The organism is Desulfoluna sp. (assembly GCF_030145185.1).
Lineage (GTDB): Bacteria > Desulfobacterota > Desulfobacteria > Desulfobacterales > Desulfolunaceae > Desulfoluna.
The window spans coordinates 72,766-86,452 of sequence record NZ_JAQYWB010000005.1; the positions used below are offsets into that span (position 1 = coordinate 72,766).

Consider the following 13,687-nt stretch of genomic DNA (forward strand, 5'->3'; position numbering starts at 1 on the left):
TCAACCATGGTTACAGTAATGGGCATCGACCCCGGCCTTGCAGAAACCGGCATCGGCGTAGTCAGCGGCAAGGGCCTCACCGTGTCTGATTACTCCTTCGGCCACATCCGCACATCAAAAGATGAGAACACCCCGGCCCGGCTTCACCTGATCTACCATCGGATCAGTGAAGCCATTGCCATAAAAAAGCCCGATGCGCTTGTGGTGGAGGCCGTCTTCTCCCTGGAGCGCTACCCAAAATCCGGCATTCTACTGGGCAAAGTGGTGGGGGTGATCCTTTTGGCAGGATGCACCGCGGGCATTCCGGTGACGGAGATCCCGGTACGGGAAGCCAAGAAAATTCTCTCCGGCAACGGAAACTCAAGCAAAGCCCAATTGGAACGATCCGTCCGGGACTTCCTGAGACACAAGGAACCGATCCGACCTGACCACGCCTCTGATGCCTTAGCACTGGCCCTTATCGGCCTCTTCCGACACAACCGACCCCACCCCTGATGAGGTATTTTCCCTATGATCGGCTACCTGCAAGGACGCCTCCTGAAACGAGAGGAAGAAAAAATTCTTCTCCTCGTCGGCGGCGTTGGTTATGAAATTCTCCTCCCAGCCTCGGTGATGGCCTCCATCGCCCACTGCGAGACCGGAGAGGAACTCTCTTTTTCCATCTACTATCACCAAACCGAACGCCAACCCAAGCCCACTCTCATCGGCTTTCACACCGAAGAGGAGAAAGAGTTTTTTCAGCTCTTTATCTCTGTAGAAGACATCGGCCCCATGAAGGCCGTAAAGGCCATGGGACTTCCCATCGAAGAGATCGCAGCGGCCATCGAAGGAAGCGACCTCAAGAGCCTCATGAAACTTCCCGGCATCGGCAAACGAACCGCCCAGAAAATCATCGCCACCCTGGAAGGGAAAACCGCCAGATTTGCCCTTGAAGGCCCCTCCCCCACCGGCACGCCTGCCCCTCCCCAAGTCGCCTTCGTCGACCAGGTGATCGATGTGCTCACCCACCAACTGGGCCATAAAAGCAGCGATGCCAAAATACTGGTGGCCGAGGCCATGGCGAGAAACAGCAGCATTAAAGGACCCGAAGAGCTTCTGGATGAAGTGTATCGGAAATCTCTGTAAAGGAGTCCTTGCCCCAGGCAGGGGGTTGCTTCGCCACACAGGAGCATGTATCATCGGGGATTATTGGCAGCGCCCACCCGTCAGAGGTTTTGACCGATGGGTCGCCCCATGGCATCGGCGCACTGTTTAACCACTCAATAGCATTTCAGGAGTCCCCGACACGCGATGAGCGACGACCTCTTTTCCTTTTCATCCAGCACCCCCCCCATCGTCTCCGGGCAACCCATCACCCCGGAGGAGGAAGAGGGTCTCTTCTCCCTGCGCCCTGAGTCCTTTGCCGACTATGTCGGACAAAGAGAAGCCGTCGAAACCCTCCAGATTGCCATTGAAGCGGCCAAAAAACGGGAAGAGCCCATCGATCACGTGCTCTTCCATGGCCCCCCCGGGCTGGGCAAGACCACCCTGGCCCACATCATCGCCAATGAGATGGGAGGCGAGCTCACCATCACCTCGGGTCCGGCCCTGGAAAAGGGAGGGGACCTCGTCGGCCTCCTCACCAACCTCCAACAAGGTGACATCCTCTTTATCGATGAGATCCACCGCATCCCCAAGGCCGTAGAAGAGTTTCTCTACCCGGCCATGGAGGACTTTTCCATCGATATCGTCTTTGACAAGGGGGTGCATGCCCGCAGCCACCGGTTCCGCCTCAATCGATTTATCCTCATCGGAGCCACCACCCGTATCGGACTCCTGTCAGCGCCCCTTCGGGACCGCTTTGGCATGTTCCGGACCCTGGATTTCTACGACACCGAGGATCTCATCCGAATCGCCCGACGATCCGCTGCCCTGCTCAACACCCCCCTGACACCCGAAGGGGCACGAGCTCTGGCCATGCGCTCCCGAGGCACCCCTCGCATCCTGAACCGCCTCCTCAAACGGGTCAGGGATTACGCCGACGTGCGTGCCGACGGCGTGCTCACCGATGAGGTGGTGGAAAAAGCCCTCGCCCTGGAAGGGGTAGACAGCCTGGGACTCACCAACCTTGACCGGGCCTTTTTAAAAACCATCATCGACTACTACCGGGGCGGACCCGTTGGCATTGAGGCCATCGCCGCGACACTGCAGGAAGAGACCGACACCCTGGTCGATGTGGTGGAGCCCTATCTGCTGAAAATCGGCTTTCTTATCCGCACCTCATCCGGGCGAAAAGTCTCTCAAGACGCTTGCAGCCACTTGGGGTATGCGGTCCAGGGCACCCTTTTTAAATAGAAAGGCAAACGGCATCAGCGACCGATGCCCGAACGTTTTTTATGGGGCCCTCCACATCACCATAGGCATCATGTCACGCACAACAGATGCTGACTTTCCCGACAAACCTGTCGGCGCTACGAAAGGAGTTCCACCCGGCCCTCCCCAGAAGCCAAAGCACCCTTGAAATCGCAGTGAGCGGTGACCCTGCCGCGCAAACACCTGAAATTGTCAGGGAAGGCTCACGCCCTCACCTGGCCCGTTGGATAAGGAGAGTCCTTTTGCCCTCAGACGATTACACCAAAGACATTCAAGAGGAGATAGCCCGCTACGCCCCTGCCAACCTCTATCACCACAAGCGCCGATGGAGACTCCTTTTTGTCAGCAGCGATGGACATGTGAAACAATCCATCAACTATCGGCGGGTGGTCACCTTCACCCTGGTTCTCATCCTTCTTCTGTCCGGTGCCCTCACGGCCACCACCGGCCTCTGGCTCCGAACGCGAAGCCTTGCTGCCGAAGCCATCCTCCAGCAAGGCGAGCTTCGCGCCACCTTGATCAGACAATCCACCGATCAAGAGCTTCTCATGGCTCGTCTGGCCCTGGCCGAAGAAAAGAGCGCCATAAAACCCGAGGAACACCCCGTCCCGAACTCGGCCCCCGCCACGGCGGACACGCCCCCTGTCCCCAAGCCCTTTGTGCGCGTGGACACGCTGGAGACCCACCGAGCCAAAGATGGAACATCCCTTAAGATCAGTTTTAAGCTCCTCAACGACACGAAAGAAGGAAAACGCATTAACGGCACCCTTTTCCTGGCCTTTCCACCCAAAGAGGGAAGCACGCAAGCGCTGCGCATTCTCCCCGCGGTACGGGTCGCCCAGGGTATTCCCTCCCAGCCAAGCCGAGGAAAAGGGTTTCACATGCGGAACTTCAGCTCGATGAGCTTCAAACTTCGAACCGATCCCGGAGAGCTGCCCCACAGCAAGGTGATTGTCTACGCCTTCGACAAAAAAGGCTCCCTGCGTTATAACAACACATTTTCACTCTAGTCCCATGGGAACATTGACATCATGAATCGATCAAAACATCTCTCAGTGATAGACAAAGGACTCTTCTTTACCGGGGACATCACCGGCAAAGGACAACTCGTGGTCAAAGGCGAAATCAGCGGTACCCTCAAGGCCGACAGCGTCATCATCGCCGAAGAGGGCAAAGCCCTGTGCGATGCCACGGTTCACTCCATGACGGTGGGCGGTGTCTATGAAGGCACCCTGAAAGCCGAAAAGGAACTCATTGTGCTCAAGGGAGGCTGTTGCTCAGGCACGGTAAGTTGTGGTGACCTGATTGTGGAGGCCGGCGGAGTCATCAATGCATCGGTGACCTGCACAAAAAACGAGAAGGGCAAGGAAAGCCCGAAATCAGTGACCGAAACACCGAAACCCTTGAAACTGGCGAAATCATAAAGACCGAGGCCCCCAATCAATAAAGAACCCCACTCTGATCAGGGGGCCGCAGGCATTCAGCCGTTGGTTTCAAATCGTGAGAGAACACGCCCAAAATCCTCGGTCCGACCCACAAAATTATCAAAGGTCAGATCCGAAAAGCCAAGGTCATATTCTCGGCACAAGGCCTCAAATAGAGCCAGGTAATTGGAGACAATCCGTCCATGCCTGGCGAGCCCCAACATCTCCGCGACCTCATTGATCGGCGCTTTCTCACCCTCGATCTCCATGAACTCACCGTAAGGAAGGGTATCCAGGCAGATCTCACACCCATTAAGGTGAAAGGTTTCCCGCCATTTTTCATAAATCTGGACCGCTTCAAACCCCAAAGCCTTTAAAAGGCTGTCCATGGTATCAAAGTCACTGACCTCCACCTCCAGCTCCCGATGAATTTTAAACCCCTCTTTTCCACAGTCAACGTGGGGGGCTTTATGCGTCAGCCGGGTTTTTCCATCTTTTCTCAGCCGCAACAGACATCCTGCTTGCGTGATGCCTCCATTTGCAGTATCATATCGGACGTTGGTCTCAAAAGATCGTCCAAAGCCTTTGGCCCCCACCTCAACCAGTCGCCGCCGGACCATGTCGGGATGTACAAGACGATACTTCACTTCCACTTCAATATTTTTCACTTTTTTAAAATCTCCTCTTTATTTTACTGGTGATTCTATGGTATCACGTCTCCGGCAAGCCTTTACCACGTGTGCCCAAAAAATTAAGAAGCCACTTGACAATTCAGGTGAATTCAATTATTAAATTTCAGTTATTTGTATGAAAACCGACCGGGAGTATACAACATTGAAAAAATATACCTATAGCGCAAAGAAATCGGACAATCCACAGAAATGGTTCGTCGTCGATGCCAAGGATCAGGTGCTTGGCCGACTCGCTTCCGTTGTCGCGGCACACATTCGTGGTAAGCACAACCCCATGTACACACCGCACGTTGATACCGGAGATTGGATCATTATCATCAACGCCGATAAGATCAAACTCACCGGTAACAAGCTTAAAAATAAGACGTACTACCGTCACAGCGGCTACGTAGGTGGAATCACCGCTATCACCGCCGGCAAACTTCTTGAGAAGCGTCCCGAGGATCTGCTCCGTTTCGCCGTTAAGGGCATGCTGCCCAAAAATCGACTGGGTCGTGAGCTCAATAAGAAGCTTTTCGTATACGCAGGGGAAGAACATCCCCATGCCGCCCAGAAGCCAGAGGCATTGGCCGTAGCAGTCTAAGCAACCATCACAGCGAATTAAGAGATACTCGAGGATATTCATGGAAAAAGAAAACGTATTCTACGCCACCGGCAAACGGAAAAACGGCATTGCCCGTACCTGGCTTACTCCTGGCAGCGGCAAGATCACTGTCAACGCAAAGCCTGTTGAAGAGGTCTTCCCAAACCCTATGGCACGCCTTGTTCTGGCAGCGCCCCTGGCCCTGACTGAGCTTCAGGAAAGCTACGACATCGACGTCAAAGTCAAAGGCGGCGGAATCATGGGACAGGCCGGTGCCATTCGTCATGGCATCACCAAAGCTCTCCTTCTCGCCGAGCCAGAACTTCGCGATGTTCTGAAACGTGCCGGGTTCATTACCCGTGACTCCAGAATCAAAGAGCGTAAAAAATACGGTCAGAAAGGCGCCCGAGCACGCTTCCAGTTCTCCAAGCGCTAATCCCTCGTACGATTTATACAAAAAAGGAGGCAGATATCTGCCTCCTTTTTTTGTATGCTTTTTCAGGCAACACCCTCCCGATCCTCTCCTCTTGACAACGCATTCTATTCAGAACACGGCCATAAACGACGCACGGACATGGCGACGTTGAGCTGCCCTTGCTATCTTTTCAAAGCCTTGCGTCCCCAGGCCCGCCCAAGGCCGCGCCTTATCATCGCCCTTATCATCGCCCGGCGTATGACCGCCGACATGGCCACCCCCTCGGGTAACAATGCCGATGTCATCCCCCGTCACGGCATCCTGTAGAGCCTGTTGCTGTAACTCCAGGACGCCCACTGGGCATGGGCCAAGGCCTTTTCAACCAGGACTGGATCTGTCTCGCCTTCGGTGAGCTCTCCCCCATCGTAGGAGAACTGTCGATGTACCCCACCGGGCTGCAGTACCACCACCTGACGCCCTTCCATATAAGCCTGATTCTGATAAAACTGCATGACAGCTCGCCCGGCAACCCCTTCAGGCATCTTCATCAAATCTCTTCCGATCATGGGCGTCTGGCCGTCCAGCCCCATCAGAGAGAGAAGGGTCGGCGGTAAATCGGCCTGACTGGCAAGGGTATTATAAACCTCGGGTTCCACGCCCGGGCCGATGATGAGAGCCGGAATCCGAAACCGTTCAATGGGCACAAGCGAATCACCGTAGACCCTTGAGTTATGATCCGCCACCACAAGAAACAGTGTTCGGTCCCAATAGCTGCTTTTCTTGGCCTTTTCGAAAAACTGGCCGATGGCATGGTCGGCATATTTAACCGCATTGTTCACCGTATTTTTCGGTTCTTCATACAAATCAATGGCGTTATCGGGAAATTCAAACGGGGAATGGTTGCTGGAGCTGAACACCAGGGTAAAGGAGGGCGTCTCCCCCTCACCTTCCAGGACTTGGTGCGTCCGGCTCAGAAGATCCTCATCACACACGCCCCAGGACCCCTTAAAACGGTACTCCTCGAAATCCTTCTCTTCAATCACCTCGTCGAAACCATTTCCCAGGAAAAAGGCCTTCATGTTGTCAAAATCAGCTTCTCCGCCATAGACGAAGCGTGTTTTGTAGCCTTTGGTCTTTAGAAAGGACGCCAGAGAAAAAAAACGGTTCTGTGATTTACCCAACTTCACCACACTCCGTGCAGGGGTGGGGAAAAAACCCGTAATAACCGCCTCGATCCCTCGGACAGACCGGGTACCCGTGGCATAGAGCCGATCAAAGAAAAGACCCTCCTCTGCGAGGGCATCCAGATGTGGGGTCAGGGGAAGGCCTCCCATTCGCCCGACGAACTCGGCCCCCAGGCTCTCCTCCAGCAAAATCACAAGATTCAAAGGAACCTTCCGCTCCGCAACCGGCGTAAAACGATGCAGGGTCGGAATGGCCTCCGAGGAAAAATCCTCGGCATCCCCGAGGGCATTGTCTCGGACCACCTCCAGCATGCGATCCACCGCCATCCTGCCGTAAATTTTGGAGGCATCCGCCTCATCCTTCATGCGATACACCGCATCAAGAAGCGTGTACCCCGACGGCAGAGAAAGGCTGTTGACCAGATGATCCGAGCTGAACGCCACCGTACTGGCGTTGGCCGGACGATGCCCCATGGAAGAGCGAGCCCCGGCAAACACGAGCAATCCAATCAAAGGCAGGGCAAGAAGACGAGAGATCCCCCCCCAGCTGGCTCGTGGCCTCACCAGGCTGGGATAGTTCCGGCATGAGAAAAAAAGCACGGCGGTGACCATCACAAAACCGACAAGCAGCTCAGCCTTATAGCCGGTCAGAAGCATGGTGAAGACCTCCCTGGGGTAAACAAGATACTCCACAAAGAGGCGGTTGGGGCGGGTGTCATACTCGAGGATAAAAAAGGGGGTGGCCGTCTCCATAACAAGGAGAAAACACAGAGAGGCGGAAAACCAAAAGGCGGCAAAGAGCCGCCACAAGCCATGGGTGCGCCTGAACCCATTTAAAAAAGGGGCCATGAGTACCGGAAAAGCCACCAGATAACAGATCATCACGGTGTCCATCCTGAGTCCATCCCTCAAAATACGAAGGAAATCCCCCCCCACACGATCCCACTGCCAAAGCATCAGACCCACCCGGCAAGCCGTCAACACGAGATACGCGTGCACGGCAAACTGCCAGATAGGATACCAGGGGCTCTCCTTTATAAAGAACGCTATCCTCTTGCCGGGGGAAGGACCCGCCCCGTTATCACCTGCCGCACCCATTAAACCGCTCATAGCCCACCCATAACATACAAAACAATGACACGCGGCCCGGCCTGTAGTCAGCCACACACGCTCCAATGCCCTCCCTTTTTGCCCAAAAACCAAGGGTCTTAGACATGCACAGCGTTTAAACTACCCGTACACGGTAAAAAATGTCTATGAAACAAATGTAACAGTTTGTATCATGAGTAAATTTACTATAAAGCGCCTCCATCACACGCATCAACCCTTCCCATGTGACTTCATCGATAACGATTTGGATGGAAAAACTTATCCTAGTTGCATTTGATACATTATATTGGTAACCTTTTCATTCCTTAGCATTCTGTCGAAACATCCGCGCAACAAGGCACAAGGGAGTATTACCCGGCAGGAATGAGACCACCGTAAGACATTCCGGTGAGTGAAATACCGCCCAAGCCATTGCTGGTCAGCAAGGAGAAATAATGACCCCCACGCCGTACCGAATGAACGTTCTGATTGTGGACGACATGCCCACCAACATCAAAATTCTCGGTGAAACCCTCAGAAGAGACTATGACATCAGCTTCGCCCGAAGCGGTTCCAAGGCATTGGAAATGATTGACGACCATTGCCCGGACCTGATCCTTCTCGATATCATGATGCCAGGCATTGATGGATATGAGGTCCTGCGGCGTATTAAGGGAAACCCCGATCACACCCACATCCCCGTCATCTTTATCTCTGCTCGAGACGATGAAAAGGATGAAACCTTCGGCTTGGAGCTGGGCGCCGTGGACTACATCACCAAACCCTTTCGACCCGCTGTGGTCAAAGCCCGGGTACGGACCCATATGGAGCTTAAGATGCACCGGGACCGCCTGAACACACTGGTCCATGACCGGACCCGGCAATTGATCCACTCCGATCGCCTCGCCACCCTGGGCACCCTCTCCGCCGCCATCGCCCATGAGGTGAAAAACCCGCTGCACTACGTTGTGGGAAACGCCGAGATGATCATGGATGACATCCTGAATGGAGACATGGTCTCCATCCAGGAGCGCACGGTCAATATTGTCAAAGGCGCCAAACGAATCAATGCGCTCACCGACCGACTCAAAGGCTATTCCAAAAAGAGGGTCCAATCCTACGTCCCCACCCCCTTAAACACTATCATTGACGACGCCCTGGAGATGCTCCGGTACCGACTTTTAAAATACGACGTCGAAATCAATACCTCCGGTGTGGACAAAGAGTTGACGGTTTTCTGCGACCCTCACCAGATATCCCAGGTCTTCGTCAACCTCATCAACAACTCCACCGAAGTCCTCACCCACGGCTCCGGAAAAATTCTCATCCAGGCTCAAAAACAAGACGACATAGCCTGGGTCACCCTTGCGGATAACGGCCCCGGCATTCCTCAAGACAAAATTGACACCATCTTCGAGCCCTTCTTTACCGAAAAATCCGACGATACAGGCACCGGCCTGGGCCTCTTTATTACCCGACACATCCTCGCGCGGCACGGTCGGGACATTCATCTCTCGAGAACCGATGCCTCGGGCTCTGAGTTCACCTTCACCCTTCCTTTAAATTAATCACCCCATGAAAAAACGCTGGACCATCTCGGGAACCTACTTCTCCTTTATGATGCTCCTTATGGTCTGCACACTCACAGGCCTTGGAGGCCTCTGGGTTGCGGAAGAACTCAACCAGTACAAGAAGGATTCCCATCAGATACGATCACAGTTCATGGCGTCTCGACGAACAACTCTCGTTCACCTGACCGATCAGATCGAAACCTCCCTTCAAAGGGATATCGCCCTGGCTGAACGTATTTTTAAGCAACAGCTTAAGGAACGGGTCCTGGAAGCCGCCTCACTTCTTCTGGCCATCCACTCAGAGAACCAGACGGGCCTGCCCCTTGAGACACGCCATGCCCTCATGAAAAATGCCCTGCGCAACACTCGCTACTCGGAGCATCGCCGTTTCTTCTTCGCCTTAAGCGCCGACGGAGCCCTTCTGTTCAACTCAATCCGACCGGAACTCGACGGCACCCCCTTTGATCATCTCGCCCATCAAGAAGAATTCCCCATCGCCCGTCAGATCGTCGACCTGGCCATGAATCACGGGGAAGGGTATCTCACCTACCGCTACCCCAAACCCACGCAAGCCCAGGGGCCGCTGTACCCGAAGACCTCCTATATTCGGCTTATCAAACCCCTGGGATGGATTGTCGGTACCGGCTACTACCACGATGATTTTTATCAAAGGCTTCAAAAACGACTGATTCAGGAGCTGCACCCGCTGATAAACACAAACGGTGACCGCATCTTCATCTTTTCAGACAAAGGAAAGTTGCTGATCGGCCCCTCCTGTCCCGAAATGGATGCAGCATCTCTGTCAATCTCCGGCCCCGGCAAGGCAGGACAATTCATCGACTATGCGTCCCCCTTAAAGGGCACCCCTTTCCTTGCCTACATGCGTCCTTTTCCCCAATGGGGATGGACGATCGTAGCCTCCGCAGACACCCTTGCCATGGACCGGGCCATCCTGCGCAAACAGGAGGCCTTGAAAAAACGAATTCGCGATCACCTCCTGTATGTCCTGCTCATCCTCTGCACTGCCATCACCATTACTGCCCTCGCCTCGGGCCTCTTCGCGAGACACCTGGCTCGGTCCTTTGCTTTTTTCAGCGCCTTTTTCAAAAAAGCCTCCCTTGATTTCACCACGATTGATCCGGCAAAGCTCTTCTTCTCCGAATTCAAAAGCCTGGCCGATGCCGCCAATCGCATGATCTTAAAACGAAAACTTACAGAAACCGCGCTACGGGAAAATGAAGAAAAATACAAAGCCTTGGTGGACAACACTCTGCAAGGCGTTATCATTATTCAAAATCGCTGCATTGTGTTTGCCAATGCCGCCTGCACCACCATCTCCGGCCTTCCCCACGAAGACATCATTCATGCGGAAGACGAGACCCTTCGGCAATGGACCCACCCAGACGACATAGATCCTGTCTGGGCCTGCTTCGAGACGGTCTTTGAAAACCCCGACAGCCCCCCCATGACCTGGACATACCGCGTGATCAAAGGCTGCGGAGCCATCGCCTGGGTGGAAATCACCGTCAGCCATCTCTGGTATCTGGGGCATCCCGCCGCCTTGTGCACCCTCAGTGACATCACCCGGCGCAAAGCCTCAGAAATTGAACTGGCGGGTTATCGAGAACAACTGGAGGAGAAGGTCGCTGAAAAGACGCGGGAACTCACCGAAGCCAAAAACCTGGCGGAGACGGCCCTTGAAGTAAAAAGCCGATTCCTCGCCAACATCAGCCACGAAATTAAAACCCCCATGAACGCCATCATGGGGGTTGCCGAACTTCTCGAAGCCGAGGGACTCACCGACAAGCAACAGAATTACATCGATATTATGGGCCGCTCCTCACGGGCCCTCTTGACGCTCATCAACGATATTCTTGATTTTTCACGAGCCAAATCAGGGAAAATCACGCCCGAAATGATCTCCTTCAACTATCTGGAGCTGATGGAAGAGGTAGCCGATATTTTCACCCCCCAAGCCGAAGAAAAAGGGCTGGCCCTTGTGATCGATATCGACCCCGAGCTGCCCCCCGCCATCACAGGAGACCCCTTGCGCATCCGTCAGGTTCTCGTAAACCTCACCGCCAACGCCATCAAATTCACCCATTCAGGAAGTGTGACCCTGGCCTGCCGTGTGGTCAAAAAAAGGGATCAAACCATCACCTTCCAAACCCTGACCCAAGACACAGGGATCGGCATCGATTTCAAAAAGCTTCCTCACGGAGACGCTCGCAGCCTATTTGAGCCCTTCAGCCAAGCCGACAGCTCCACCACACGAAAGTATGGGGGCACCGGCCTGGGGCTGGCTATATGCCAGAACATCATCGCCCTTCTCGGGGGAGAGCTGACAGTACAAAGCAGCCTGGGCCAAGGGAGCCTCTTCTCCTTCCATCTCACCACGCCCTGGGACACCAGCAAGCGACGCCCCAGACTCAACATCACGGGCAGCGCAGTCCTTGTGGGGCCGCCCTGCCCGGAAGAGACGACGATCCGTCAGACCCTGCAATGGTTCGGGTTTACCGTGGAACGCATCCCAGAAGAAGCATGGACGCCATCGGCTCCCGCAAGATGGACACTCGCCTTCTGGCTGCTCCCCCGCGATGAGATGGACGTACCCGGCCAGCCGATCATCCCGGACTGGCCCAAGGGTCTCAAGAAAACGTTCGCGGTATGCCCTGGCCCCCTGTTCGATACCACCCGCTCCCTGCTCAAAGATCATGCCGATCTGGTTCTGCTCAAAACGCCTTTAAAACCCAGCCAACTGAACCGACGCCTTTCAGAGGTCCAAACCTGTCTTGTCCAGGAGGAAACGCCCCCCCAAGAAAGCGGCCAGAAGATCCCTGCCCCTTCATCGGCCGCCCTGACCGAGCTGGCCCAAACCCTGGCGCTGCTTCGCGAGAAACTCTCGGAAAACAAGTTCGATACAGACCTGGAAATTGAACAACTCAAAGCAGTGCTCCCCCCTGAAGCGGAAGCACTGATCGAGGATCTCGCCTACAACATCGAAAACTTTAATTACTACTCGGCCCTTGTCACACTGAAAAAAATCACCGCCTCCTGTACCGGATGTTCACCCCTCAGCACTGACAATTAATCATGACCCAACAGGCCATCAACCCTCGGTTTTCCTTCGACCACCACGTACAAATCAACGAGGAGGGTCCCCTCAACGCGTGAGAAGACCCTCCCTGTCCGTCGATGCGACATCGATTTTAACGGGCATGCGAACAACAGCCTCTATGCAGAATGCATGATGGAAGGGATTTCAGATGCGTTTTATGAACGGTTCAGGCCTGTTAAGGCAGAAATCGTTTTAAAGGAAGACGTCTTTTACGGGGAAGAGAGGGTGATAAGAACCGACGAGGAAAAAAATCAAAAGGAACCGACAACCCGTCACAGCCTGATCTCTCGGCCCCAGGAGAAGGAAGTCGCCAGAGCAAGGATCCTCTGGAAAAAAAGAGGGCGGTCAAAAGGTTCACACCACCCGTAACGGGAAAGGCGAAAAGACCTCTATTTCAGATAATAACCGGTGCCCGTCTGGCCGTGATCAATCTTTTTTCAATCCACTGAGAAGAATGAGCAAAAGCCCCACGCCAAAGCAATAGAGATACAAAGGGGCTCCAACCATCCAGGTAACGGCAGATTGCAATCCCGAGCTCGAAATCGTTTCGATCCATGTCAAACGATCCGGATCGAGCAACACGTTAAGGCTGTAATTGAAGCGTTCCGGGTCACCGGGCATCAAGCGAGCCAGGCCTTTCATGACCAGTAAAAACAGGCCGACCATCATCGCTACACTACCCCAAAAAAAGGATCTGTTCATGACCGTCTCCATCGCTGCAAAATAAGATTTATAAGACAAAGCTTAAGACCTGTATCCCGGCTGAATCCGTGAAGTCAAGAGCACAACACCTCCCCTGCACCGGCAGCCCCCTACCAGGGCAGCTGCACAGGATAAAGCTCATGAATCAGCTCCCGGTAGGCCTCAGAGCCCTGATAGTAAAACTGTGCCAGCACCACCAACCGCATACCAGCAGCCACCACAGCATGAATCATTTCATGGGATGACATACCTCTCTTTTCGAGCATTTGGCGCTCTAAGGTCAACCTTTTTTTAAGGGCCATCTTCAAAATAGAGTCGGGAAGTCGCCGCCACACAGAGTAATCCCGGTTAAAATCCTCCATATCCTCCTTGAGGAGGAATTCACCCAAAGCCTCCACATCGACAATTTCCTGGTCCATAAAGGGTTGCAGTCGTCTCATCTCTCCCCCTGTCGGGACGAAGCCCTTACGCGACTCCGTAAGAAAAGGTTGATCTTGCCCCGAAAGAGGCCCTGTGCCATACTTTCATTTTTTTATCCTCAAATATTCAAGTGATAG

At 54.0% G+C, this 13,687-nt stretch carries 14 protein-coding genes and 1 pseudogene; 11 read left to right on the plus strand and 4 right to left on the minus strand.

Annotation, left to right across the window (positions count from 1 at the left end; translation table 11 throughout):
- The first annotated feature begins 6 nt into the window (after window positions 1-6).
- The 5 genes from Q1Q75_RS02405 (at window position 7) to Q1Q75_RS02425 (ending at window position 3,776) form a co-directional block, all read left to right on the plus strand.
- A complete protein-coding gene (locus Q1Q75_RS02405) occupies window positions 7-495 on the plus strand; it encodes a crossover junction endodeoxyribonuclease RuvC (RefSeq protein WP_300667418.1) in 489 nt (162 codons plus the stop codon).
- Window positions 496-510: 15 nt separating this feature from the next.
- Entirely contained in the window at window positions 511-1,125 is a 615-nt protein-coding gene (gene ruvA, locus Q1Q75_RS02410; protein WP_300667419.1) for a Holliday junction branch migration protein RuvA, read from the plus strand.
- Window positions 1,126-1,290: 165 nt separating this feature from the next.
- Window positions 1,291-2,334 carry a Holliday junction branch migration DNA helicase RuvB gene (gene ruvB / locus Q1Q75_RS02415; RefSeq protein WP_300667420.1) on the plus strand — a complete coding sequence of 348 codons (1,044 nt, stop codon included), beginning with the start codon at window positions 1,291-1,293 and terminating at the stop codon, window positions 2,332-2,334.
- A 260-nt stretch (window positions 2,335-2,594) separates the two neighbouring features.
- Entirely contained in the window at window positions 2,595-3,362 is a 768-nt protein-coding gene (locus Q1Q75_RS02420; RefSeq protein WP_300667421.1) for a hypothetical protein, read from the plus strand.
- Between the two features lie 21 nt (window positions 3,363-3,383).
- Window positions 3,384-3,776 (plus strand): polymer-forming cytoskeletal protein, encoded by a 393-nt coding sequence (locus Q1Q75_RS02425; protein ID WP_300667422.1) that lies wholly within the window; start codon window positions 3,384-3,386, stop codon window positions 3,774-3,776.
- A 56-nt stretch (window positions 3,777-3,832) separates the two neighbouring features.
- Here the strand turns inward: Q1Q75_RS02425 and cyaB are convergent, their stop codons facing one another.
- Window positions 3,833-4,444 carry a class IV adenylate cyclase gene (gene cyaB, locus Q1Q75_RS02430; RefSeq protein ID WP_300667423.1) on the minus strand — a complete coding sequence of 204 codons (612 nt, stop codon included), beginning with the start codon at window positions 4,442-4,444 and terminating at the stop codon, window positions 3,833-3,835.
- A gap of 166 nt (window positions 4,445-4,610) precedes the next feature.
- Between cyaB and rplM the strand changes: the two genes are divergently transcribed.
- The 3 genes from rplM to Q1Q75_RS02445 all read left to right on the plus strand — a co-directional run bounded on the left by rplM (window position 4,611) and on the right by Q1Q75_RS02445 (window position 5,793).
- Window positions 4,611-5,051: a 50S ribosomal protein L13 gene (gene rplM, locus Q1Q75_RS02435; protein WP_366945140.1), complete on the plus strand. Its 441-nt coding sequence runs from the start codon at window positions 4,611-4,613 to the stop codon at window positions 5,049-5,051.
- A 40-nt stretch (window positions 5,052-5,091) separates the two neighbouring features.
- A complete protein-coding gene (gene rpsI, locus Q1Q75_RS02440; protein WP_300667425.1) occupies window positions 5,092-5,487 on the plus strand; it encodes a 30S ribosomal protein S9 in 396 nt (131 codons plus the stop codon).
- Between the two features lie 138 nt (window positions 5,488-5,625).
- The gene (locus Q1Q75_RS02445) at window positions 5,626-5,793 is read left to right on the plus strand and encodes a hypothetical protein (RefSeq protein WP_300667426.1); all 168 of its coding nucleotides are present in this window, start codon (window positions 5,626-5,628) and stop codon (window positions 5,791-5,793) included.
- Here the strand turns inward: Q1Q75_RS02445 and Q1Q75_RS02450 are convergent.
- Window positions 5,778-7,760 (minus strand): LTA synthase family protein, encoded by a 1,983-nt coding sequence (locus Q1Q75_RS02450; protein ID WP_300667427.1) that lies wholly within the window; start codon window positions 7,758-7,760, stop codon window positions 5,778-5,780. The genes Q1Q75_RS02445 and Q1Q75_RS02450 overlap by 16 nt on opposite strands.
- Before the next feature lie 434 nt (window positions 7,761-8,194).
- Here Q1Q75_RS02450 and Q1Q75_RS02455 point away from each other — a divergent pair, with 434 nt between their 5' ends.
- From Q1Q75_RS02455 to Q1Q75_RS22570, 3 genes and pseudogenes are all read left to right on the plus strand, one after another.
- A complete protein-coding gene (locus Q1Q75_RS02455; RefSeq protein ID WP_300667428.1) occupies window positions 8,195-9,307 on the plus strand; it encodes a hybrid sensor histidine kinase/response regulator in 1,113 nt (370 codons plus the stop codon).
- 7 nt (window positions 9,308-9,314) lie between these two features.
- Window positions 9,315-12,401, plus strand: a complete 3,087-nt coding sequence (locus tag Q1Q75_RS02460) for a cache domain-containing protein (RefSeq protein ID WP_300667429.1) — start codon at window positions 9,315-9,317, stop codon at window positions 12,399-12,401.
- An 87-nt stretch (window positions 12,402-12,488) separates the two neighbouring features.
- Window positions 12,489-12,797, plus strand: a pseudogene (locus Q1Q75_RS22570) (hypothetical protein); the annotation flags it as partial.
- 57 nt (window positions 12,798-12,854) lie between these two features.
- Here the strand turns inward: Q1Q75_RS22570 and Q1Q75_RS02465 are convergent.
- Together Q1Q75_RS02465 and Q1Q75_RS02470 are read right to left on the minus strand one after the other, a co-directional pair.
- On the minus strand, window positions 12,855-13,130 hold the full coding sequence (locus Q1Q75_RS02465; RefSeq protein WP_300667430.1) for a hypothetical protein: 276 nt from the start codon (window positions 13,128-13,130) through the stop codon (window positions 12,855-12,857).
- A gap of 110 nt (window positions 13,131-13,240) precedes the next feature.
- Complete coding sequence (locus Q1Q75_RS02470) at window positions 13,241-13,570, minus strand: hypothetical protein (protein ID WP_300667431.1); 330 nt, start codon at window positions 13,568-13,570, stop codon at window positions 13,241-13,243.
- Window positions 13,571-13,687: the final 117 nt, after the last annotated feature.